This window comes from Herbaspirillum sp. WGmk3 (assembly GCF_023952535.1).
Lineage (GTDB): Bacteria > Pseudomonadota > Gammaproteobacteria > Burkholderiales > Burkholderiaceae_D > Herbaspirillum > Herbaspirillum huttiense.
Genome location: NZ_JAKYWT010000003.1, coordinates 365,954 through 387,061 on the forward strand (window position 1 = coordinate 365,954; position 21,108 = coordinate 387,061).

Below are 21,108 nucleotides of genomic sequence, written 5' to 3' on the forward strand. Positions count from 1 at the left end.
TGAGTTCAGGAGTGGCTGCAACCGTCAGCGGCCACAGGGGGAGACAGCCGCGCTGCCGGAGACGGCAGCGCAGAGGTCGGGGAATCGGGAACGACGGAAGAAGACGGGCTGTTCGCCTGCGCCTGCGCATGGGCTTGCGCCTCGGCCGAGCCGGGCACGAAATCCAGGCCGCCGGCATGCCAGGGATGGCATTTGCAGAGGCGCTTGCCGGCCAGGACACTGCCCTTGAGCGCGCCATGCAGACGCACCGCCTCGGCGGCGTAGTCGGAACAGCTGGGATAGAAACGGCAATTCTGCCCCAGGAAAGGGCTCACTCCCAGCTTGTAGGCACGCAACAGCAGGAGCAGAGGGGTCTTCATCACTTCCTGTTTTCCTGGCTATTTCCTGGCGAACGCGGGGGCGCTCGGCAGGAAGGCGAACAATTGCATCAGTTCGGCACGCAGCATGGCCTTGACGGACGCACTGCGGGCAGGATCCTTCCTGGTATTGACCGGGCGCGACAGGCGCACGATGCAGTCCACGGCAGGCAGTTCAGCCTGGCGAAACAGCTCGCGCGTGGCCCGCTTGATCGTGTTGCGGGTGACCGCACGCGGTGCCAGCCGCTTGGCCGCCACTACGCCCAGACGGGCTTGCGGCAGGCTGTTGCGGCGTGCGTACAACACGAAATGCTCGGTACGATACACGGGGCGCAAACGAAAAACGGATGAAAACTCATCCGTTTTAACGATTCGCCGATCGCGTGGGAAGTCGCCTGCTTGACGTGCTGGAAGCGGTGTACGGACGTCCGTCACACGAAACGGCAGCGCAAAGCCCCGGCTTAAACTGCAGCCAGACGCTTGCGGCCCTTGGCGCGACGGGCGTTGATCACGGCACGGCCGCCACGGGTTGCCATACGGGCACGGAAACCATGGGTACGCTTGCGACGCACGACGGAAGGTTGGTAAGTACGTTTCATGTTGGACTCGCTAAGTTGGGCTGCCTTGGAGCAAACAGCAAAAATAAATCGGAATTCTGGAACCGCTTTCGGTGTGCCTGTTCCGCATCACCGATGCCCTGCCGCCTGTCTGAGCCGGCAGCCCCTGCATCGCTGACACCATTAACTCTGTTGGCCTCTGCCGCCTCCCGGTGTGATCACTGGGTAATCGACCGGTGGACAACTGAAACAGCACTGCGTCGGCACCGCGCGCAATTCTTCAGATGGTGAACCCTGAATTAGACTGCATTTTCCACTTCGCTGTCAATGACTTATGCGCTTTTACGCCCTCCCCGGGCACTCAACGGCCGAGTTCGGGGCCAATGCGTGGCGGAATTGCCGCATCTGGCCAGAATCGCCCCTTCCCTGCCGCCAGCCGGCCGGCAAAAAGCCGATATGAAGTTGCTTGCAGGACATCACCCCGTTTTCAGTACAAGCCTTCACCTGACGCGTTCAATGCATGAAGAAAATGCAGGCACGCCATGCGCCCCACGCATGAACAAATCCGTAAATCATCTAAAGCATTTTTTCAGCAGGGCTGGACACCGGTGCGCCTGACTTGCCCATGGGAGGCGGATGAGGCAGATCAGCAACATTGAGACAGCGCAATCGTCCTGTTACAAAAAAGATGCGTCATGAAAGCTGCACCCTGCAATATGACAAACATGCCTGGCACGATTCCAGCTATAAGGGGAGATGAAGCAAAGAGACCGGCAAGCAGGCAGGAACGAATTGCACCGGCAGGAGGAGATCGGCAGCATCGCCAGGCATCAGCCGCGCTGGCCTGCGCAACCGCCCGACAGGCATTGTCCGCCTGTTCCCTCCCGCCGGCTATCAGGGTTTTCACGATGGCGCGCTGCGCGAAAATAGCGCACCGTGTGGTCAACCGCTGAAGCAATCCGCACATTGAAAGAGCATGATGTGAATGAAGCTGCGAATGTCCCTGCGCACGCAATGGGATAAACGCTTCACCCCAATGCGCGGGAAAATGCAAAGAAAATCCAGCGCTTGCTGAATGAAGCTGCACTATAGGGATCACCAAGCAGAAGCAAAAAAAGGAATAGAATGAACTGCAGGATCTGAAAAGATCTTCGCATCACGTTGTAGAAGCTACGGCTTTCAAAGAACACACCGGCAATGACGCAATACAGAGTCACCGACGCGTTCTTCGATAACCGCAGATGGCAAGTCCAGACATATGAATCTGTTTCGTACTTTTTTGAGAGCGACGGAGGTGGTATGGATATCTACAGCAGCTTTGCAAGCCGGTTCGACAAGACCAGAGAAGAAGAATTATCGCTTGAAGAGTATCTGAATCTTTGCAAGAACGACCCGGCAGTCTATGCATCGGCTGCCGAACGGATGCTGATGGCCATCGGCGAACCGGAGAAGGTCGACACCCGGGAAGATCCGCGCCTCTCGCGCATCTTCGCCAACAAGGTCATCAAGGTCTATCCCGCCTTCAAGGAGTTCTACGGCGCGGAAGAAGTGATCGAGCAGGTGGTTTCGTATTTCCGCCATGCCGCGCAAGGCCTGGAAGAAAAGAAGCAGATCCTCTATCTGCTGGGACCGGTCGGTGGCGGCAAGTCCTCCATCGCTGAACGCCTGAAGCAGTTGATGGAGCAGGTGCCCTTCTATTCCATCAAGGGTTCGCCGGTCAATGAATCCCCGCTGGGCCTGTTCGATTACGACGAAGACGGTCCCATCCTCGAAGAGCAATACGGCATCCCGCGCCGCTATCTCAAACCCATCCTGAGCCCCTGGGCAGTCAAGCGCCTGCACGAGTACAACGGCGACATCCGTCAGTTCCGTGTGGTCAAGCGCTATCCGTCCATCCTGCGCCAGATCGGCATTTCCAAGACCGAGCCGGGCGATGAAAACAACCAGGATATTTCCACCCTGGTCGGCAAGGTCGACATCCGCAAGCTGGAACAATATTCGCAGGACGATGCCGACGCCTACAGCTACTCGGGCGGCCTGTGCCTGTCCAACCAGGGCCTGCTGGAATTCGTGGAAATGTTCAAGGCCCCCATCAAGGTGCTGCACCCGCTGCTGACGGCCACCCAGGAAGGCAACTTCAAGGGTACCGAAGGTTTCGGCGCGATCCCCTTCGATGGCGTCATCCTGGCCCACTCCAACGAATCGGAATGGAAGGCCTTCCGCAACAACAAGAACAATGAAGCGCTGCTGGACCGCATCTTCATCGTCAAGGTGCCGTATTGCCTGCGCGTCTCCGAAGAAATCAAGATCTACGAAAAGCTGATCCGCAGCTCCTCGCTGGGCAAGGCCACTTGCGCGCCCGGCACGCTGAAGATGATGGCGCAGTTCTCGGTGCTGACACGCCTGAAGGAACCGGAAAATTCCAGCCTCTTCTCCAAGATGCAGGTCTATGACGGCGAGAACCTCAAGGACACCGACCCCAAGGCCAAGTCCTACCAGGAGTATCGCGACTACGCCGGTGTCGACGAGGGCATGAACGGCATCTCCACGCGCTTCGCCTTCAAGATTCTGTCGCGGGTGTTCAACTTTGATACCACCGAGGTAGCGGCCAATCCGGTGCACCTGATGTACGTGCTGGAACAGCAGATCGAGCGCGAGCAATTCCCGCAGGAGACCGAGCAGAAATATCTCTCCTTCGTGAAGGACACGCTGGCCTCGCGCTACGCCGAATTCATCGGCAAGGAAATCCAGACGGCCTACCTGGAGTCGTATTCGGAATATGGCCAGAACGTCTTCGACCGTTACGTGACCTATGCCGACTTCTGGATCCAGGATCAGGAATACCGCGATCACGATACCGGCGAGAGCTTCGACCGTGCGGCCCTGAATGCGGAACTGGAAAAGATCGAGAAGCCGGCCGGCATCAGCAACCCCAAGGACTTCCGCAACGAGATCGTCAACTTCGTGCTGCGTGCGCGGGTCAACAACGGCGGCAAGAATCCGCTGTGGACCAGTTACGAAAAACTGCGCGTGGTGATCGAGAAGAAGATGTTCTCCAACACCGAAGACCTGTTGCCGGTGATTTCCTTCAACGCCAAGGGCTCCACCGAGGAAATGCAGAAACACGAAGACTTCGTCAATCGCATGGTCAGCAAGGGATACACGCCCAAGCAGGTGCGCCTGCTGTGCGAATGGTACCTGCGCGTGCGCAAGTCCTCGTAAGCGCCGCTGTTGCGCATCGCCCGCAGAGCGCGTGGCGATGCGCGCGGCGACCCTTCGGCGCCGTGCGCCTGGCGCACCGCCGACCACTAGCAGGAGAACCGAGTGCTGCATCAGATCATCGACCGCAGGCTGGCTGGCAAGAACAAGAGCATCGCCAACAGGGAGCGCTTCCTGCGGCGCTTCAAGGGGCATATCCAACGTTCGGTGGCGGACGCCGTGCGCGACCGCAGCATCACCGATCTCGAAAAATCGAAGAGCATCAGCATCCCGCGCAAGGATGTCTCGGAGCCCTTCTTCCATCACGGCAAGGGCGGCAAGCGCGAAGCCGTGCATCCGGGCAACCAGGATTACCTGCAGGGTGACCGCATCCCGCGCCAGAACGGCGGCAGCGGCGGCGGGGGCGGCAGCAGTGCCAGCAACGACGGCGAAGGCCAGGACGATTTCACCTTCGAACTGACCCGCGAAGAGTTCATGCATTACTTCTTCGAGGACCTGGAACTGCCGCGCCTGGTGGAAACCAACCTGTTGCAGGTACCGAACTGGAAGAACCAGCGCGCCGGTTATTCGGTGGACGGTTCGCCCAACAACATCGATGTGGTGCGTTCGCTGCGTTCCTCGCTGGGCCGCCGCATCGCCCTCGGCGGACCGCTGCAGCGCCAGCTCGACGTGGCCGAGGAAACGCTGGCCGAGATGAAGCGCAAACCCGAGGAGCACAGCGCCGACATCCCGCTGCTGGAAGAGGAAGTGAAGCATTTGCGCGCACGCATCCTGCGCATCCCCTTCATCGATCCCTTCGACCTGCGCTATGTGAACAGAGTGCGCCAGCCGCAACCCTCCAGCCGCGCCGTGATGTTCTGCGTGATGGACGTATCGGGCTCGATGGATGAGCAGCGCAAGGATCTGTCGAAGCGCTTCTTCATCCTGCTGTATCTGTTCCTTACGCGCAATTACGAACACATCGAAGTGGTCTTCATCCGCCATCACACGCGGGCCGATGAAGTCGATGAGAACACCTTCTTCCATTCGCAGGAAAGCGGCGGCACGGTGGTCTCCAGCGCGCTGGAGCTGATGCATGACATCATCACCAAACGCTACTCGCCCAGCGAGTGGAACATCTATGGTGCTCAAGCCTCGGATGGCGACAACTGGAACGACGATTCCCCCAAGTGCCGCGAACTGCTGGAGTCGTCGATCCTGCCGCTGACGCGCTACTTCGCCTACATCCAGGTGGCCGAGCCGGAACAGAACCTGTGGACCGAGTACATGCAGCTGATCGAATCGCATCCGCACTTCGCCATGAAGAAGGTGCAATCGGCCGCCGAGATCTACCCGGTCTTCCGCGAACTCTTTGAAAAGCAGGTGCACGCATGAACAGCCGCTTCAAGCATGACCCGCTGCCTTGCCCCTCGGATTGGAGCTTTGATCTCATCGAGCGCTACAACGAGGAAATCGCACGCGTGGCCAAGGGGTACGAGCTGGACATCTATCCCATCCAGCTGGAGATCATCTCGGCCGAGCAGATGATGGATGCCTATGCCTCGCACGGCATGCCGGTCAACTATCGCCACTGGTCCTACGGCAAGCATTTCATGCTGACCGAGCGCGATTACAAGCGCGGGCAGATGGGCCTGGCCTATGAGATCGTGATCAATTCCGATCCCTGCATCGCCTACCTGATGGAAGAGAACACGATGACCATGCAGGCCCTGGTCATCGCGCATGCGGCCTATGGCCACAATTCCTTCTTCAAGGGCAATTACCTGTTTCAGTTGTGGACCGATGCCAGCGCCATCATCGATTACCTGGTGTATGCGCGCAATTACATCGCCGAGTGCGAAGAGCGGCACGGCTTCGAGCGCGTGGAAGAATTGCTGGATTCCTGCCACGCGCTGATGAACTACGGCGTGGACCGCTACAAGCGTCCGCAACGCCTGTCGCTGGCGCAGGAGAAGGCGCGCCAGCGCGAGCGCGAGGCCTACATGCAGTCGCAGGTCAACGAACTGTGGCGCACCCTGCCGGCCAAAAAGGAAACGGCCGCCGCAGCCGTGGAAGGCCGCTTCCCGTCCGAACCACAGGAGAACCTGCTGTATTTCGCCGAGAAGAACGCCCCCCTGCTGGAGCCCTGGGAACGCGAGGTGATCCGCATCGTGCGCAAGGTCGGGCAGTATTTCTATCCCCAGCGCCAGACCCAGGTGATGAACGAAGGCTGGGCCACTTTCTGGCATTACACGCTGTTGAATACGCTGTATGACCAGGGCCGCCTGACCGATGGTTTCATGATGGAATTCCTGCATTCGCACAGCAATGTGGTGTTCCAGCCGCCCATCACCAAGCCGTATTACAACGGCATCAATCCGTATGCACTGGGCTTCTCGATGATGAGCGACATCCGCCGCATCTGCGAGAACCCTACCAATGAAGACCGCGAGTGGTTCCCCGACATCGCCGGGCGCAACTGGCTCGATACCTTGCAGTACGTGATGCGCAACTACAAGGACGAGAGTTTCATCGCGCAATATCTCTCGCCCAAGCTCATGCGCGACATGCGCATGTTTGCCGTGCTCGATGACGAGGCGCGCAGCGAGATCGAGGTCTCGGCCATCCACAACGAACGCGGCTTCCAGTACGTGCGCCAGGCGCTGTCCCGGCAGTACGATATCAACCACCGCGAACCCAACATCCAGGTCTGGTCGGTCAACACGCGCGGCAACCGCAGCCTGACGCTGCGCCACTTCCGCAGTGACGGCCGCTCGCTGGGCGACAGTACCAACGAGGTGCTGCGCCACATGGCGCGGCTGTGGCAGTTCGACGTCTATCTGGAAAGCGTGGACGACAACGGCTACATCGTGCAGCGCTATGAATGCGTGGCCGAGAACCGGTATGCTCTGCGTTCGTGAGTGACCGCTGCCAGGAGTGACCATGCCCGCCGCCCCCGCTACCCCGCGCCCGCCGATCTCGGCCCAAACCATCCCGCTGTTTCCGCTGGCCAGCACGCTCTTCCCGGAAGGGCGGCTGCCGCTGCAGATCTTCGAGGTGCGTTATCTGGACATGATTGGCAAGTGCATCGCCGAGGGCAGCAGCTTCGGCGTGGTGGCCCTGACGGAAGGATCGGAAGTGCGGCGGCCCGGCCAGAGCGAACGCTTCGTCGGCGTGGGCACGCTGGCGCGCATCCAGGAATGGAGCACGCCCTCCCCCGGCCTCATGCGCATCGCCTGCCTCGGCAGCGAGCGTTTCCGCATCGTGCAGGCCGAGCAGCAGAAACATGGACTATGGACGGCGCAGGTGGAGATGATGGAAGCGGACCGCGCCGTGACGATCCCCGAGGAGTTGCGCAATACCTCGCAGGCGCTGGACAACCTGCTGCAATCGGTATTGCGCCAGGGCCTGCCGGACAGTGAAGTGCCCATCGCCGCGCCTTACCGGCTGGACGATTGCGGCTGGGTGGCCAACCGCTGGGCCGAGATGATGCCCATCTCCGTCAACCTCAAGCAGAGCCTGCTGGCGCTGGACAATCCCCTGTTGCGGCTGGAGCTGGTGCAGGATGCACTGGATGAGTTGGGCTGGCTGAAATAGTTAGTTATTTCCATATTGCAACCAACTATCCCGCTTCACATTTCCTGAGATTCCTTCGTGCCCGTCACGGCGACACGCCACTGATCCCCGCCTCGGCCAGCAGCGCCGACATCCCCGACCAGAAGATCTGGATCCCGATACACAGCAGGATGAACGCCGACAGGCGCAACACCACCATGGTGCCCAGACGCCCCATCAGGTGCACCAGCTTGTGCGCATAGTTGTAGCAAAGGAAGATCACCAGCGCCGTGAGCGCGGCACCCAGCGCGGCACTGCCGACCGAGATCACCCAGTCCAGCAGGCGGGTCGGCGTATTGGCCCCCAGCGTGATGGACGCGGCGATGGTGCCGGGGCCGACGGTCAGGGGAAAGCTCATGGGATAGAAGCTGCGCGCCTTGATTTCATCGTCGGGCAGGTCTTCGTCATAGGTCTTGGCCACTTGGGTGGGGATGGAGCTGTCCTGGCTGTTGTCGTTGAGGAGTTTCCAGCCCGAGACCGCCACCAGCAGGCCACCGCCGACGCGCACGATGGGCAGCGAGATGCCGAAGAAGGTCAGCACGTGCGAGCCGATGAAGATCGCCGCCACCAGCATGAACCAGCAATTGATGGCGACCTGGCGCGCGATGCGCTTTTCGGTACTGCGGCTGACGTTGCCCAGCAGGTTGGCGAAGACCGGCGCGATGCCCAGGGGATTGAGGATGGGCAAGAGCGTGACCGGGATCAGGACGACCGCCTTGAGGAAAAGGATGAACATGGCGCAATCAGAAATAAACGGCGAATAATCGGCATTGAAGGTTGACCCGGCAGCGTAGCTGAAAGCCGCTACGCTGCCAACCACGGCCGCATCTGCCGTTGCGCGGTTGTGCCCTCTTCTCTCAGGCGGCCCGCAACCGCATGCCGCGCACCCGCGTGAAGAGCAGCACCGCGATACCCAGGTTCAGCAGGTTCCAGGCGATGCCATTGGCGAAGGCCGCGTGGTAGTTGCCGGTAAGGTCGAAGATCTTGCCGGACATCCAGCCGCCCAGCGCCATGCCGAACATGGTGGCCATGATGACCGCGCCCACTCGCTGGCCGGCTTCGGCAGCGGGGAAGTATTCGCGCACGATGATGGCGTAGGACGGCACGATGCCGCCCTGGAACAGCCCGAACAGGGCCGAGATGAGATAGAGCGAGGCCAGGCTGTCGAAGGGGATGAACAGCAGCAGCGACAGGCCCTGCAGGGCCGAGCCCAGCAGCAGGGTGCGCAGGCCGCCGATGCGGTCGCAGATGGCCCCGGAGACCAGGCGGCTGACCACGCCACAGGCCAGCATCAGCGAGAGCATCTGGGCACCGCGTGCCGGGCCGTAGCCGAGGTCGCCGCAGTAGGCCACGATGTGGACCTGGGGCATGGCCATGGCTACGCAACAGGCGACACCGGCCACGCACAGCAGCAGCTGGGCGGAGCCCGGTGCCAGGCCGAAGGGACGCGGGCCGCCGCCGGCGCGGGGCGTCGCTGCACTGCTGTCCTGCACCGGCGGCCGGGCGCGCATGAGCAGGGCCAGCGGGCACATGACCAGGATGCAGATCAGGCCCAGCCCGCGATAGGTTTCCTGCCAGCCGTAGTTGTCGACGAAATGCTGGACGATGGGCGGCCAGATCGCGCCGCCCAAGTAGTTGCCGCTGGCGCAGACCGCCACGGCGATGCCGCGCCGCTTGCGGAACCACAGCGAGGTATCGGCCACCAGCGGAGAAAAGGTGGCGGAGGTCCCGAGCAGGCCGATGAGGATGCAATGCACGGCCATGAAGGTCCAGATGTCCTGGGCCCAGGAAGCGGCGATGAAACCGCCGCCCAGGCACAGCCCGCCCAGCATCATCGGCCGGGTGATGCCGGAGCGGTCGGCCATGCGGCCCATGAGCAGGCCACCGACGCCCACACCCAGCATGGTGAGGGTATAGGGCATCGAGGCCAGGCCCCGGTCGACGTAGTAATGCGCCTGCACGTAGGGCAGCACCACTGCGATCACGTACATGCCGCTGGCACCCACGACCATCAGGATCATGGTGATGCAGAGGCGCATTACGGCGTAGGGGGAGTCGACCTGGTGGGGGTCGGGGGGTGCGGGGCTTGCGGGGGAGGATGGGGGCATGGGGGTCTCCTGATCATTTTTTTAATGGGGCGCTGCAACGCCCGCTTGTGCTCGATTGGCAATTTTTCTTGGCTGACTGCTGGCGATGAGCTTGGTCCGATCAGCCTTGTTTCTCATCTTTTTTATAGGGATAGTAATCGAGGCAGATGCCCAGGCTTGCTTCGGCAAGGCGTCCCATCAGCGCTGGTTCCAGCTCAACGACGATATTGAAATCGCTGAAGAGTCCGACAAACAATTCGGCCCGTCCTCCTTCTGCACGAACTTTCCTGAAAAACAAAGCTTGTTGGGAAAACGCTTCGACTTGCCGCGCTATCTCCTCTTCTACCCAAATGGTATCGGAGAGCACTGTTTTCTTCGTTAGTCTTTCGGTCCAGTAGGAGGAATCATAGGCACCTCCCAAAGGTTTTCCATGAATCGAGAAGCGAGGACTTCCCACAGTCCAACTGCGATTGGGCGTGCGCCCCATCGTTCTTGAAATCTCTTCGTGAGGCATATTTGGATGCCAAATCCGAAGGGAAATAACGTACTGATAAGCACAGGGATCTGGTTCTTGCATGTTCATGACACCACGTTTTTGTTCAGAGGGTCGTTATCGGACCAAGCCGCTTCAGCCGAAGGAAGATTCAATCTTGCGCAATCATAGTCGGCTTCTCTCGCCCCTTTGGGTCCAAGAAATTCAACTTCAAGAAGTCGTCGCTTCGAAAACCTGATCAGCAATTTCCCGACGTCTCTGCGACCAAAAGGCAGCTGTTTTACCAAATGCTGGATCTCATGGCTCGTTGACTATTCCCGGCCTATCGTGACAGCAAGCCACACTAGCGGAATCACTGCCATCGAAAACAGGAGCACTGGCTGACCGTGTGCCTGTAGTCTTGGTGTTGCTCACATTTGGCCGCTGGTGATTTCATGGATCATCTTTAAATCGCGGGATGGAGCCAAAATCCGAGAGCAACTTCTCCTTCAATTGGTTTGCCTTTTCCATATCAGCGTCACCCATTTTTCCAGCCAGCATCTTTAAATTCGATGCGAGAAATTGTTTTAGCTCTGCTTTTTCTTCATGACTTTCCGCGACAGAGAACCATGCGTAGGACAGTGGTAGATTCTTGATCGGAGAGCCTTCGCCATAAGCGAACGCAAGGTCAACTTCAGCTAAACGGAAGCCTTTTTGTGCGGCACCAAGGAAAAACGGAACAGCTTCCTGGATGCTGCGCTCTTTGCGAAGAATGACACCAAGGATATGAATTGCGGGCGGATATCCACTCTCGGCCGACTTGGTTTCCAGCTTGACGCCTTCATCACTATCTTTTCTTCCACATTGCCCCGTCAAAAGCTGAGTGCCCAACAAATATTGGGCCTTGGGATTCCCTTGCTGAACTTCTGCCTCCAGCAACTTTTGTGAGGCATCGCTGCAATCGCGGGGGAGTTGCGCATGAGCGCAGTTCGACAGAAATAACAGGAGAAAAAAAATTGCCGGGTAAATTTTCATTTTGAATTTTCGTGATTGTTTGAATTCTCGCCGATTGCGGACGCGAACGCGCCAAGAAGAAGTCATTGCGGATGAGACACCGAAGGCAACTACCGCAATATAGGTCATCCTAGCCGCAATAACGTTCGCCTCTCAACCGCTCTCCGCCACGTTTCCAGAATTTGCTGCAGGGCAGACTATTTGGTCCAGCGTGTGGACTATCAGGAATTCATTTCTCCGCTGCACGTTTTAAAACTGCCTTCAATTGATCCCAATACCAAATGGACTCGTTGACGAATTCGGCGGATAGCGCGCTATCCCACAGTTGGATGTTTGTTGCAATCCCTTCGCGAAGCAACATGGCTTGCATCAGGCAAAGCGTTCGTCGCCGGCCAGTAAGCCAGTGAGATGACTCCGACGAAACGAGCTTCATTGCTTGCTGCAACGAGCATTCGATCTTTTGTCGTAGCCGAATAACCGCGCGCTTGTCATCCTTCCCAAATGCAGGGCCCAATACGTAATACATAGCACCGGCCGCAGCAGCATCGTACATGTCCTGAAGATAATCATCCACGCTGCACGAGCTGCCAACGCGGTCGATCTCACCGGAAACCGTATCGACCAGGTAGGCATTAACCCCAACATAGCAACGTTCCAGTATCCCTCGGACGACATACGCCTCACTATTGGCGCGGATGATCCAGTAATCACTCCGCTCAGACAGCGTACAGGACTGGATTGCAAAAGGTTCGGTAGCCGAGGAGCGGTCAAGATAGCGAAGCACCAAGGTCTTCGCCTGTTCTGCATCGATCATTACTCCCTTCCACGTTTGCGTAGATCAGACCAGCCATTCGGATGATTTTAGTCATGTCCTCTTCTGGCCGGCTGCGGACACGCTACTCACTCAAACTTCGGCGAAGCGCAATTCCAGGCATTTTCATCATATCGCCCCCAGTGCAGCTTTCCGTTCGATGTGTAAACGGCCATGGTGCCCGCTCCAGATTCTTTCGATGGGTAAGAGTCGAATTCGATTTTTCCATCTATTTCCAGAGGAGGCTTGGATTCGTCCAACGGTCTTAGGCGTAGGCGCAAGTTGTTTTCCGGATCCAGGCTCCAAGAGCCAATCGCGAGATTCCCTTTTCTAAAACGCTCATTGACGTCGCACGGCATGAATGAGATCAGCGTTCCATCATGCTCAAATTTCCAGGCTACGCCAACGTCACCAGTCCGAAAAAGATGCGGAAAAGATGCAGTGGTTCCGGGTGCAATAGAGGCAGGAAAGAAATTGGAGAGCCAGCTTCCCACCACTTTATCCGACATCCCATCGCCCTTCGCCCTACTGGCGGTTGTCACCAGTACCAGAGAAATGAGTGCAAAACAAATGTTGATTTTTTTCATGATTTTAGTGTGATCTTCCAGTGAGCAACTCCGGAAACATTCTTGCGTCTCTTCTTGGCCGATTGCAGACGGCACTTAGGGCCTGTGTCAATTCACGCGTCTCTCTAGAAGGCAGGCTTCCGCTCCCTTGCAAACCGCATAATGCGGCACGCCAGCTCCGTCACGGGGACATTACTTAGGAAACGAGTGCATTCAAAGGACATGAATGCCGGAAAACGTTGCCGGATTTTCTCTTCTTCTCGGTGCGAGTTCCCATTGAGGTAATGTCGTCCCATTTGGCGGCTGACAATGATCTCAACACATTCCTCCAGCTCGAAGGATGGTAACAGCAAGACAGACAGAGGATTATGTTCGATTCGGTGACGCAGCCCTAGATAACCTTCGGCAACGTCTGCTGGATATGTAATGAAGCCGGAAGATAGGGCAAGAACTACGGGCGCATTGCCTATGGAAACAATTGATTCGTAAATTGCCAAGTTTCGCTGTGCGTATGCGCGATAGCCTTTCGTTTCGATAAATGCGGAAATATCGCCCGCAGAGGAGATAAAGGATTCATCAAGATCGATGAACTCCCAAGCTAGCAGCTTCCCCAGCAACTTTCCAACACTCGTTTTTCCGGCACCGCCTGGGCCCGCGAGATGAAGTACATTTTTCATTTTTTTCTTCTCATGCGCATGGCCGAAGCATATGTCCGACGTCTGTTCTTGGCCGATTGCGGACGTCTACGAACCTGTAATCCATTGGTCCGTATCGCGACATTTATTCAGTCCCACAACGCGAAATCCATCCTCATCCTCGGAGACATTGACGCCGACCAAAGCAAGCGCGGAATTAATTGCATCAGCACCGACAATCGGACCTGAAACCAATTCGCCGCCATTGATCACCGCACATGCTTGCGTCCCGACGCCTCCAAAGTATTCGGCTTCCAAGTATAGGACGATACCTGGAAGAGCGATTTTTTTGCAAAGAGCGATCAACGAGTGTGGCATCGCTTTTTCACCACCCTCCGTCAGAGGAAGGAAAGGAATGCCGGTGGCCGCTCGCAGAGCGCTTGTCATTGGAATCATAGCCAACCCCTGATTTAACTCCACCAAACCCGGAAAGACGGCCGAGCCCCCATTTTCTAAAGAAGATCGCGGCAAAACGAATGCCTGAAGGGTATATGCCATTTTTATATTTCACACGATTCGCGTCTGGCCGAATTAGAGCATGCCCTCGGATGACGTATGCATAGTCCTCTTCTGATCGATTGCAGTCATTCCGGTAGCTTACTAAAAACTGTGACATCACTACTCGTCGCAAAGATGAATGAGTTTCCGCTAAAGGAAAATCCAAACGTTTGAAAGTAACCAGATGCGATATGCAGACAGTCTGTTTGATGACCTTCTACGAAAGGCGATTTATAGGGGGCACAGAAGAACAGATCAGACTCAGGCCAGTTGGGAGCGGCGCTTTCCAGCGATTCTCCACGCTTGTTGGCAAGAGGCAAACCTCCACCAACCAGGCCAGCCAGCTGTATTCGTTCATCCTTCAGCGGGCCTATCCCTTCACAAGTCAAGGACCATGCAGAATACCAATCGCCATTGATCTCATAGTCGCGCGCGATTTTTTCCCCACGCGTGCAATCAATCACTCCTCTGCCAGCGCTGGACACAACCAAAAGCAATTCTGATCGTTGTGAGAACCCAACTTCGGTTAGACCTCCAACAGCGAATGTTCCCGTCTTTTGCCAACCAAGGGGACAAGCTTGAGATGGAATCTTCGACAACAGCTGAATGAGTCTTGCACGATTGTTTTTTTCGTATTCGTTCATGACGTGCCGATGCATTTTTCGTTATAGGAGATTCCGCTTTTGGCCGATAGCGGATCTTTTTCGAAGCGCTCTTAATACAGCAATTCCGGGGGGCGAGGCCATTTCAGATAGGGAAGCAAGCTGACTTTGTCTTCTTCGGAGAGAGGTTCCGATAAAGGGATTGCCAACGCTCGCACTTGCGGCCAAGGGGCCTGTTCTGCGATTTCTGCCGTGAACCCCATCAGTTTCTCAATGTTTTCAACTGGAGGGGTGAGCAATAAAGGCGATAGATTGCAGACATAACTGAAATTAAAAGTGTTGCCGCGTCTAGCCCATTCGCAAGGTCGCCAAGCATGCTCCGGCACCTCGTGCAACATAAAATTCACGATGTCGACGCCTTCGGCCTCTGGGCCGCGCAACTGCTCTCTTACCGTTTTGAGTCTTCGCTTGAACCAGGTTGCGAATCCCCAATGCGTCCTATTGAGTTGCAGTGTGCGTTTCTCGCTGCGCGCCTCGTAATAGATTCGTGCTGTAGTAATAGTCATAATAGAAACGATAAGCTAAGACGGCTCCTGCCCGAAATCGGCCTTGACCGTCGCCTCTACTGCGGCAGAAGCGTGTTGATTCCATTCCGGAGGATCGCCATATCGCGCTTTGCAAGAGCATTAAAAGAGTCCAGCGCGCTGAACTAATTCTTCGATTGCCTTATAAGTCGTCTGCATATTAGGCACGATGCCGGCGATATCTCTTAGCCCCGAGATAAGTCCTTTGACAGTGAATCTATTAGGTTTATCTGCCTTCACCGCAGCGTTGCACTGCTCGACGTGATCCAACATATCTTTCCTAGCGGCGGGATCAACTTCACTAGATGCGTTAATCGCTATTTTCATATCATTCAGCAGCTCAAAAATCTTTGAGATATCCGCGTCGACCGTTTGATAAATGACAGCACTTGAACCTGAACCATTTTGAATTGCACCCACTGGACCATGCACAGTGGTATTGAACACGTTTGGCGATGGAGCCTTTTCTCGGCGCTCGGCAAAGTGGAGCGCGACTTCGGTCTTATTCTTAGCTAGAACCCTGCTGGCGGCACTATCGAAGTCCAAAGCTTGCTGCAGTTTCGGATCGATTTCTCGTAAGTAGACGCTACGTAACGTCTGAATTTCATGCTCAAGAGAATCGTGGGTAATCTTATGAAGCGCATTTTTTTGCGCAAGTTCTTCTACATCACGCAAGACGCTAGATGCCCGGTACGCCTCAGAGCGGATTTCGTCAGATCGGGCGGTGAGTTCGCTCACAATCGCTTCAAACACCATTTTGTACCGAGCCCCTGAATTGAGCGTGCCTTTCGCAGCCAGACTTCGCTTAATACCCTCAATTGATTGCTCTATACGTACCGTTTGTTGCTGCAACTTATTGGTTCTCTGCTCGGCAAAGAGCACATCAAATTGTTCATGCATTTATTCATCCCTCCGGTCCACATCTTGATATTTTTTCCGACAACTAGACAGAGTTCCACCAACGATCGATCAAGGAACTTGATCGCGACCCGATGCTGAGTCCCTGGAGCCAATATTTCGTGTTCAGCCAGTAGCCAACGGCAATCGAAATATTCGGCATCGATCGATAACAAGCAACCGTAGCCGTGAGATTCATAAGATCGAATAGGTTGGCGTCGACCGCCATCCTCCATCCTTATAAGATGAAGACGTACTATCACGTCAGGAGCAGGAATTGGCTTATCCATTTGTGCCAATCATATAGTACGTTGAGAACCAGGCACCCGTTCCCGGCCGAGGGCGGACTTCCTTAAATCGTATACAAAGAGATGCGATCACCCCATCTGCAACCTGACCATCTGTTTCTCGAGCGATGTAAGTACCAAGTTAACAATGTGATCGACGTCTTTGGATGCCCTTATCTGTGCCACGGCATCAGTTATTTCTTGAACATGCGGTGAGATATATGCCGCGCTACTCAAATGAGATCGGATCGAATCAAGTACTGCGACGCGGATATCAGAATTTACGGATTTGAGTAGTTGGAGCAAAACTAAAATCGCGTTGTAACTCTGGATATCGCCGAGAGTCTCTGCGCATCGAATACCCCACTTTTCGGGCTTGCCAAGGCACGAGGTAGCAAGAGCACTCCAATCGCTATCGGTAAATCTGCTCAAAATCAATCCCGCCTGCGATATTCCCTCATCTGACCAATAGTCAGACGAGAAGTCGCGACCAAGATATTCATCGTAAAGTTCGTACATTTCAGATTCTCGCGGGTCCAGGAACGCCCGCTTGTTCCGAACGCCAAACCATGAGTATTTCCATCCACAACAAACAGCCTGAATTCGTGGGACAGTTTGCGTAGAAGGGCCACTTCTGACCGATAGCGGACATCATAGCCCCAATAACAATGACGATCGCCGATATGGAAACCGCCTATGGTTCTCAGCAAATCATGCGAACCCCTAAACGAGCATGTGATCGGGATAGCTCCGTTATCTGCCGTTCATCATTAGCTAAAAACGCGGCCAGGAAAGCACGCTTCTGAAAACTTGCGGACGACATCGGGACGTTGAAACGCAAGCATGGAAGCAGCAAGAAAAAAGCGGGCGCTCAACGGCAGGTATTGAGATCTGTATTGCTGATGATCATTCCTTGCTTGCTGCCTACGCTCCGGCTCAATGACATATCCTCGGCATGATAACCAGGTTCATCTTGTTCCAGAACGATATACTGCGCGCCGTTTTTCCAGGCACGCAGAGATCCGTAAACCCTTCCCTTTTTGATGTCTTTCAGATACTCGGCTGTTGCGTCGCTATAGTTCTTGTCGAAGCAAAGACAGCGGCCAAAACGGGAACCTGAACATGCGCAAATTCCATCTGGCAGAGTGGTGCTCCCATCACCATCAAAGACTTTGCACGAGGAAAGCATTTATTGGGTTCAGAATCCGAGTCCTGTACGACAACAGCCTTCTTCGATACAAGTAATTGCGCATCAGCCATTTGCCTTACAGTTCTGGGGGTGGCACTTAATTTCTCACAGGCCTCCTGGACCGAGCTTGCAGTCGCCTGCAACGCATCATTGTCACGACACAGACATCGACATCGGGTGACTCTGCAACCGCCAATTCCTGAACGTGACCAAACACCTTCAGCGATTCACAAGCAGAACGATTGCAGAAAATATCATTCCCCAAAATACCAACACGCCTGCCAATCCCATCAACATGAGGATCTGGCTGAGATAACGAAGAGCTGATCGGGCTTGATGGAATCTGTCATTCAACTTTGCCAGGAACAGGATGGCGAGCCCCGAACAAATGGTGAAGAAGATGGTGCCGCGGATACTGGCCGTGACAACCCGATTCCCCTCCTTCAACCACGAGGAATAGGAATGATCCATGAAGCTCACTACTATCAGCCATTGAATCGCGATAACGATGCCCGCAAGGACCAGTCCGATTTTTGTCTTCATTGAAAATGAGAAGTCAGATTTCAGACCATTTGCCAGTAGTACTTCGCCGCCAGCCGATAGGCTCGCAATTGTTCGGTGACGCTTGCATCCAAGGCAAGCGGTTCATCAATGACTTGTGAGAGAGGATCGCAGGTCATATGGCTTCTTTCGATATGTCGGTTGGGCCGCAGTCCGTCCCGGGCCGATTGTGGGCATCGTGCGCAAGAAAAATCCATGTCACTCGCGGTTGCACAGGACTCCGATTACATCGTTACAGGTAGCGATTGGCCAACTCGTCGATCGCCACCGATAGGTGGCCTATATTGACTCCTTGCATGCGCCACACCTGCTTGCGTGATTCCTAGTGCATAACTCGCACCGTACCCAACATGTCATGCACACCAAGCACCATCATCGCGAGAAATGCAATCAAGGCGAGGTAGCACGTACTGTAGTTAAGCTTCGTCGAAAGCGGAACTCCGTAATAGCGCGCATTGTCGGGATGACTCGGATCATAGTTCCAGGCTAGTCGAAGTTGCGGCAAAGCCAATATCGCAACCAGGATCAGCATCGGGCTCGGATGGTAGACGAACAGCGCTATCAACACCGGAACGCCGGCGAACCAGATACGGGGAGACAATACTGCCGTAATGCGGCCACCATCGAAGGGCGACAACGGGATGAGATTGAATAGATTGAGGAAAAAGCCACTGTATGAAATGGCGAGCAACAGCGAGCTGTCCAGTTGACGTGCTGCGAAATAGCAGGCAAGCGCTGCAATACTGCCAGCAAGTGGGCCGGCCAATCCGACATACGCTTCCGTTTCTGCATCGAGGGGCTTGTCCTTCATTTCTATCCACGCACCGACGAATGGAATGAAGGTCGGCAAGCCGACATCCAGCCGCCGATTGCGGGCTGCCCAGTAATGGCCGTATTCGTGAATCAGCAGCATGCATACAAAGCCCAGCGCATAGCGCCAGCCGAAGATCAAGGTATAGCCTAATAGCGACAGCAGCATGGAACCGCCCGACGCAAGCAACTTGCCGAACTTGAGCCCGGATAGGGCAAGCACTAGCAGTTTGATCATGACGTTTGCTCAGCGTGAGTCCGCAGGCCCGGGCGACGACGGTGGAGTGTTCTGCGCTTCCGGTGGAATTAGCACGGTCGAAACGGGAGCATGCGTATCTTCTCCCGACACAGTCGGAGAGGCAGTCTTGGCTTTACCGGTAAAGAACTTCTTGAAGGCCGCGCCAAAGCCGAACACGGCCAACAGAATCACCTTGAAGAACTTGGCAAAAAAGGCAGCAATGAGAGCAAACAGGCCCAGCTTCTTGATCGCCACCCCTGCCACCAAAGCGGCAAGACCATATTCGGCGACATGATCGGTGGATGCGTTGAAATCAATGTATCGTTTGCCTTCGTTGAAACTGATCGCCGCAAGCAGTTGTTGCGCAGCTGGCTTGTATTGTTGGAGCAGATCCAGCGAGCTGACCATAGTGAGTGAGAGATAGCCTTCACGACCCAATGCTAAGGTACGGTAATTCACCGAAAGGTCGGATGGGGCATCATGCTTGCCTTTGTTGGCCACGATGGCTGACCACACCAGCTTATGTGTAGCCGAATCATATTTGGGTATCTCGGCCCAACCGGTCACTTCGATCTCAGGAATCCCGTGTTGCGTGCGCTCAGCATTGGCGGCCTCCGTGCCTTCCTTGAGGTTGCTGAGGATGTCGTCTGCCTTCCAATCCTTGGCATCATCGTCACGGACATAGCCGGCTTTTTCCACGGTCAGTACGCTCAGCCATGAGCTTGTGCCATCGGTAGGCACAATGATGCCGACCAATCCTTGTTCATTAACGCGGTTGCCAAGGGAACGCAAATAACGTGCCGCGGCAGCAGAAGGGATGAATGCAGTTCCAGCCGGGAGCGCAAGCTTTGCCTGATCTTGGATATCGATGGAGGCAGGGCCATGCTGGAGAAGCTTTTCAGCCTCCTGAGCCGCAGCTTTTTGCTCGGCTTCGGTCGCTTGGTCCACCGCATTGGCGCTGCTGCAGATGAAAAATAGACTTGCAAAAAAAGAAATGAGAAAACGCAGTGATGCATTCATGGATGGAATTCCCCTTTTAATTGTTTATGTCGGCGGTATGGCTGCCAAACATTATGGCAGAAGAAGTTCCCGACTGATGAGATTGAGTGGCATGCCGGCCTCAAAGCTGTCATCGCCAAAAATTGGATTCTGCTCGTGTACCAACGGCGTCAGAAGAACCACCCAAAGCTACTGCTTCGATAAAAAGAAAGAGCGATTTTCTGTGACGCATGGATTCACCTTCCGGACTTCACAAGCTCACATGCAACGATTTCCATGTGCCCCGCTACCAACTCGATACACCCGAAATCACCTTCGAGCGTGAGCCTATGGGGAGCAAACTGTATCGCTTCAATCTCACCGAGGCTTGGGCTGCCGTCGGCAGTGCAACGACCTGCATTGAGCGCGATTGGATGAAAGCTCATCTGCACGTCGACATCATGCAAGGCGATGGCGTCGATCCGAACTCTCCGGTCGTCCACAGTAAGGACTTCAAGGCCGGCATACGTCTTCTCTTGCGCCCACTCAATGGAGAGGAGCTCACCCTCCAACAGGTCATGCATGTTCATGCGACACTCCTGAATATCGGCCTGCCAGACACCCGCACATAAAAAAACCGTCCGGGCCACCAGGGCGCGAACGGCGATCAGCAAGCAAGGCAGGCAGCCTCAGCCCACGTGATAAAGATGCACCGGCCGAAACCCCAGGCGCTCCTTGTGCCGCGCAATCTTCTGCAGCATCCGCAAGCCTTCCTCATGCCCGGCCACCACCACCCGGCGCACGGCGCTGCGGCCTTCGATGCCGTCCCAGGCTTGCGTGAGCACCCAGTCCCCCAGCAGATCCTGCACCAGGTCCACCGTGAAGATGGCGCGCGTCTTGCCGTCGGTGAAGTGCAGGCGCGTGGCCACGGTCACGGGCAGTGCATGGGTGACGTGGTCAGCGGAATCGATCATGGCAAAAGCAGGGCTACGGAACGGCGGGCGTGGATGATAGCAGGACGGCGACGGAATACAAGAACCAGCGGCAAAAGTCCGGAAATGAAACTAACCGCCCGGCATCAGGCCGGACGGCG

25 protein-coding genes are annotated in these 21,108 nt (G+C 55.8%); 4 read left to right on the plus strand and 21 right to left on the minus strand.

Annotation, left to right across the window (positions count from 1 at the left end):
- Nucleotides 1–5 precede the first annotated feature (5 nt).
- Genes yidD through rpmH form a run of 3 tightly spaced genes read right to left on the minus strand, consistent with a single transcriptional unit; the run spans nucleotide 6 to nucleotide 955 of the window.
- Nucleotides 6–359, minus strand: a complete 354-nt coding sequence (gene yidD, locus MKD49_RS26590; protein ID WP_034340575.1) for a membrane protein insertion efficiency factor YidD — start codon at nucleotides 357–359, stop codon at nucleotides 6–8.
- Nucleotides 360–377: 18 nt separating this feature from the next.
- A complete protein-coding gene (rnpA, locus tag MKD49_RS13635; RefSeq protein WP_134223607.1) occupies nucleotides 378–791 on the minus strand; it encodes a ribonuclease P protein component in 414 nt (137 codons plus the stop codon).
- Nucleotides 792–817: 26 nt separating this feature from the next.
- A complete protein-coding gene (gene rpmH, locus MKD49_RS13640) occupies nucleotides 818–955 on the minus strand; it encodes a 50S ribosomal protein L34 (RefSeq protein WP_006461360.1) in 138 nt (45 codons plus the stop codon).
- 1,257 nt (nucleotides 956–2,212) lie between these two features.
- Here rpmH and MKD49_RS13645 point away from each other — a divergent pair.
- The 4 genes from MKD49_RS13645 to MKD49_RS13660 all read left to right on the plus strand — a co-directional run bounded on the left by MKD49_RS13645 (nucleotide 2,213) and on the right by MKD49_RS13660 (nucleotide 7,708).
- On the plus strand, nucleotides 2,213–4,135 hold the full coding sequence (locus MKD49_RS13645; protein WP_013236263.1) for a PrkA family serine protein kinase: 1,923 nt from the start codon (nucleotides 2,213–2,215) through the stop codon (nucleotides 4,133–4,135).
- A 102-nt stretch (nucleotides 4,136–4,237) separates the two neighbouring features.
- Nucleotides 4,238–5,506 carry a YeaH/YhbH family protein gene (locus MKD49_RS13650; protein WP_034336397.1) on the plus strand — a complete coding sequence of 423 codons (1,269 nt, stop codon included), beginning with the start codon at nucleotides 4,238–4,240 and terminating at the stop codon, nucleotides 5,504–5,506.
- On the plus strand, nucleotides 5,503–7,032 hold the full coding sequence (locus MKD49_RS13655; protein ID WP_008332933.1) for a SpoVR family protein: 1,530 nt from the start codon (nucleotides 5,503–5,505) through the stop codon (nucleotides 7,030–7,032). The genes MKD49_RS13650 and MKD49_RS13655 overlap by 4 nt, the downstream gene beginning before the upstream one ends.
- Before the next feature lie 22 nt (nucleotides 7,033–7,054).
- Nucleotides 7,055–7,708, plus strand: a complete 654-nt coding sequence (locus MKD49_RS13660; RefSeq protein ID WP_039783570.1) for an LON peptidase substrate-binding domain-containing protein — start codon at nucleotides 7,055–7,057, stop codon at nucleotides 7,706–7,708.
- A gap of 64 nt (nucleotides 7,709–7,772) precedes the next feature.
- Here MKD49_RS13660 and MKD49_RS13665 read toward each other — a convergent pair whose 3' ends face one another.
- The 18 genes from MKD49_RS13665 to MKD49_RS13750 form a co-directional block, all read right to left on the minus strand.
- Complete coding sequence (locus tag MKD49_RS13665; protein WP_039783569.1) at nucleotides 7,773–8,462, minus strand: MarC family protein; 690 nt, start codon at nucleotides 8,460–8,462, stop codon at nucleotides 7,773–7,775.
- 121 nt (nucleotides 8,463–8,583) lie between these two features.
- Entirely contained in the window at nucleotides 8,584–9,834 is a 1,251-nt protein-coding gene (locus tag MKD49_RS13670; protein WP_252696547.1) for an MFS transporter, read from the minus strand.
- Nucleotides 9,835–9,934: 100 nt separating this feature from the next.
- Nucleotides 9,935–10,396 carry a hypothetical protein gene (locus MKD49_RS13675; RefSeq protein WP_252696548.1) on the minus strand — a complete coding sequence of 154 codons (462 nt, stop codon included), beginning with the start codon at nucleotides 10,394–10,396 and terminating at the stop codon, nucleotides 9,935–9,937.
- A 342-nt stretch (nucleotides 10,397–10,738) separates the two neighbouring features.
- Entirely contained in the window at nucleotides 10,739–11,320 is a 582-nt protein-coding gene (locus tag MKD49_RS13680; RefSeq protein WP_039783564.1) for a tetratricopeptide repeat protein, read from the minus strand.
- 208 nt (nucleotides 11,321–11,528) lie between these two features.
- Nucleotides 11,529–12,113: a hypothetical protein gene (locus MKD49_RS13685; RefSeq protein ID WP_252696549.1), complete on the minus strand. Its 585-nt coding sequence runs from the start codon at nucleotides 12,111–12,113 to the stop codon at nucleotides 11,529–11,531.
- A gap of 86 nt (nucleotides 12,114–12,199) precedes the next feature.
- Nucleotides 12,200–12,697, minus strand: coding sequence for a hypothetical protein (locus tag MKD49_RS13690; RefSeq protein ID WP_157845652.1), 498 nt, complete (start codon nucleotides 12,695–12,697; stop codon nucleotides 12,200–12,202).
- A 104-nt stretch (nucleotides 12,698–12,801) separates the two neighbouring features.
- On the minus strand, nucleotides 12,802–13,353 hold the full coding sequence (locus MKD49_RS13695; RefSeq protein ID WP_039783562.1) for a shikimate kinase: 552 nt from the start codon (nucleotides 13,351–13,353) through the stop codon (nucleotides 12,802–12,804).
- 66 nt (nucleotides 13,354–13,419) lie between these two features.
- Nucleotides 13,420–13,869 carry a hypothetical protein gene (locus MKD49_RS13700; protein WP_157845651.1) on the minus strand — a complete coding sequence of 150 codons (450 nt, stop codon included), beginning with the start codon at nucleotides 13,867–13,869 and terminating at the stop codon, nucleotides 13,420–13,422.
- An 86-nt stretch (nucleotides 13,870–13,955) separates the two neighbouring features.
- Nucleotides 13,956–14,513, minus strand: coding sequence for a hypothetical protein (locus tag MKD49_RS13705; protein ID WP_252696550.1), 558 nt, complete (start codon nucleotides 14,511–14,513; stop codon nucleotides 13,956–13,958).
- A gap of 71 nt (nucleotides 14,514–14,584) precedes the next feature.
- A complete protein-coding gene (locus MKD49_RS13710) occupies nucleotides 14,585–15,037 on the minus strand; it encodes a hypothetical protein (RefSeq protein WP_252696551.1) in 453 nt (150 codons plus the stop codon).
- A gap of 120 nt (nucleotides 15,038–15,157) precedes the next feature.
- Nucleotides 15,158–15,955 (minus strand): hypothetical protein, encoded by a 798-nt coding sequence (locus tag MKD49_RS13715; RefSeq protein ID WP_039783560.1) that lies wholly within the window; start codon nucleotides 15,953–15,955, stop codon nucleotides 15,158–15,160.
- 374 nt (nucleotides 15,956–16,329) lie between these two features.
- Nucleotides 16,330–16,758 (minus strand): hypothetical protein, encoded by a 429-nt coding sequence (locus MKD49_RS13720; RefSeq protein ID WP_252696552.1) that lies wholly within the window; start codon nucleotides 16,756–16,758, stop codon nucleotides 16,330–16,332.
- A gap of 352 nt (nucleotides 16,759–17,110) precedes the next feature.
- Nucleotides 17,111–17,428 (minus strand): hypothetical protein, encoded by a 318-nt coding sequence (locus tag MKD49_RS13725; protein WP_252696553.1) that lies wholly within the window; start codon nucleotides 17,426–17,428, stop codon nucleotides 17,111–17,113.
- Nucleotides 17,429–17,647: 219 nt separating this feature from the next.
- Nucleotides 17,648–17,971, minus strand: a complete 324-nt coding sequence (locus tag MKD49_RS13730) for a hypothetical protein (protein ID WP_252696554.1) — start codon at nucleotides 17,969–17,971, stop codon at nucleotides 17,648–17,650.
- A 340-nt stretch (nucleotides 17,972–18,311) separates the two neighbouring features.
- A complete protein-coding gene (locus MKD49_RS13735; RefSeq protein ID WP_252696555.1) occupies nucleotides 18,312–19,037 on the minus strand; it encodes a site-2 protease family protein in 726 nt (241 codons plus the stop codon).
- A gap of 9 nt (nucleotides 19,038–19,046) precedes the next feature.
- On the minus strand, nucleotides 19,047–20,057 hold the full coding sequence (locus tag MKD49_RS13740) for a DUF2167 domain-containing protein (protein ID WP_252696556.1): 1,011 nt from the start codon (nucleotides 20,055–20,057) through the stop codon (nucleotides 19,047–19,049).
- Nucleotides 20,058–20,272: 215 nt separating this feature from the next.
- Nucleotides 20,273–20,605 (minus strand): hypothetical protein, encoded by a 333-nt coding sequence (locus tag MKD49_RS13745; protein ID WP_252696557.1) that lies wholly within the window; start codon nucleotides 20,603–20,605, stop codon nucleotides 20,273–20,275.
- A 99-nt stretch (nucleotides 20,606–20,704) separates the two neighbouring features.
- A complete protein-coding gene (locus MKD49_RS13750) occupies nucleotides 20,705–20,989 on the minus strand; it encodes a WGR domain-containing protein (RefSeq protein WP_034336458.1) in 285 nt (94 codons plus the stop codon).
- Nucleotides 20,990–21,108 lie beyond the last annotated feature (119 nt).

Coding starts and splice junctions, on each gene's coding strand:
- MKD49_RS13745 (WP_252696557.1), bottom strand. CDS start 20,605: ATGAACATGCATGACCTGTTGGAGGGTGAGCTCCTCTCCATTGAGTGG.
- MKD49_RS13725 (WP_252696553.1), bottom strand. CDS start 17,428: ATGCTTTCCTCGTGCAAAGTCTTTGATGGTGATGGGAGCACCACTCTG.
- MKD49_RS13705 (WP_252696550.1), bottom strand. CDS start 14,513: ATGAACGAATACGAAAAAAACAATCGTGCAAGACTCATTCAGCTGTTG.
- MKD49_RS13730 (WP_252696554.1), bottom strand. CDS start 17,971: ATGAAGACAAAAATCGGACTGGTCCTTGCGGGCATCGTTATCGCGATT.
- MKD49_RS13685 (WP_252696549.1), bottom strand. CDS start 12,113: ATGATCGATGCAGAACAGGCGAAGACCTTGGTGCTTCGCTATCTTGAC.
- MKD49_RS13750 (WP_034336458.1), bottom strand. CDS start 20,989: ATGATCGATTCCGCTGACCACGTCACCCATGCACTGCCCGTGACCGTG.
- yidD (WP_034340575.1), bottom strand. CDS start 359: ATGAAGACCCCTCTGCTCCTGCTGTTGCGTGCCTACAAGCTGGGAGTG.
- MKD49_RS13670 (WP_252696547.1), bottom strand. CDS start 9,834: ATGCCCCCATCCTCCCCCGCAAGCCCCGCACCCCCCGACCCCCACCAG.
- MKD49_RS13665 (WP_039783569.1), bottom strand. CDS start 8,462: ATGTTCATCCTTTTCCTCAAGGCGGTCGTCCTGATCCCGGTCACGCTC.
- MKD49_RS13645 (WP_013236263.1), top strand. CDS start 2,213: ATGGATATCTACAGCAGCTTTGCAAGCCGGTTCGACAAGACCAGAGAA.
- MKD49_RS13715 (WP_039783560.1), bottom strand. CDS start 15,955: ATGCATGAACAATTTGATGTGCTCTTTGCCGAGCAGAGAACCAATAAG.
- MKD49_RS13680 (WP_039783564.1), bottom strand. CDS start 11,320: ATGAAAATTTACCCGGCAATTTTTTTTCTCCTGTTATTTCTGTCGAAC.
- MKD49_RS13710 (WP_252696551.1), bottom strand. CDS start 15,037: ATGACTATTACTACAGCACGAATCTATTACGAGGCGCGCAGCGAGAAA.
- MKD49_RS13660 (WP_039783570.1), top strand. CDS start 7,055: ATGCCCGCCGCCCCCGCTACCCCGCGCCCGCCGATCTCGGCCCAAACC.
- MKD49_RS13700 (WP_157845651.1), bottom strand. CDS start 13,869: ATGGCATATACCCTTCAGGCATTCGTTTTGCCGCGATCTTCTTTAGAA.
- MKD49_RS13740 (WP_252696556.1), bottom strand. CDS start 20,057: ATGAATGCATCACTGCGTTTTCTCATTTCTTTTTTTGCAAGTCTATTT.
- MKD49_RS13720 (WP_252696552.1), bottom strand. CDS start 16,758: ATGTACGAACTTTACGATGAATATCTTGGTCGCGACTTCTCGTCTGAC.
- MKD49_RS13690 (WP_157845652.1), bottom strand. CDS start 12,697: ATGAAAAAAATCAACATTTGTTTTGCACTCATTTCTCTGGTACTGGTG.
- MKD49_RS13655 (WP_008332933.1), top strand. CDS start 5,503: ATGAACAGCCGCTTCAAGCATGACCCGCTGCCTTGCCCCTCGGATTGG.
- MKD49_RS13695 (WP_039783562.1), bottom strand. CDS start 13,353: ATGAAAAATGTACTTCATCTCGCGGGCCCAGGCGGTGCCGGAAAAACG.
- MKD49_RS13675 (WP_252696548.1), bottom strand. CDS start 10,396: ATGAACATGCAAGAACCAGATCCCTGTGCTTATCAGTACGTTATTTCC.
- MKD49_RS13735 (WP_252696555.1), bottom strand. CDS start 19,037: ATGATCAAACTGCTAGTGCTTGCCCTATCCGGGCTCAAGTTCGGCAAG.
- rpmH (WP_006461360.1), bottom strand. CDS start 955: ATGAAACGTACTTACCAACCTTCCGTCGTGCGTCGCAAGCGTACCCAT.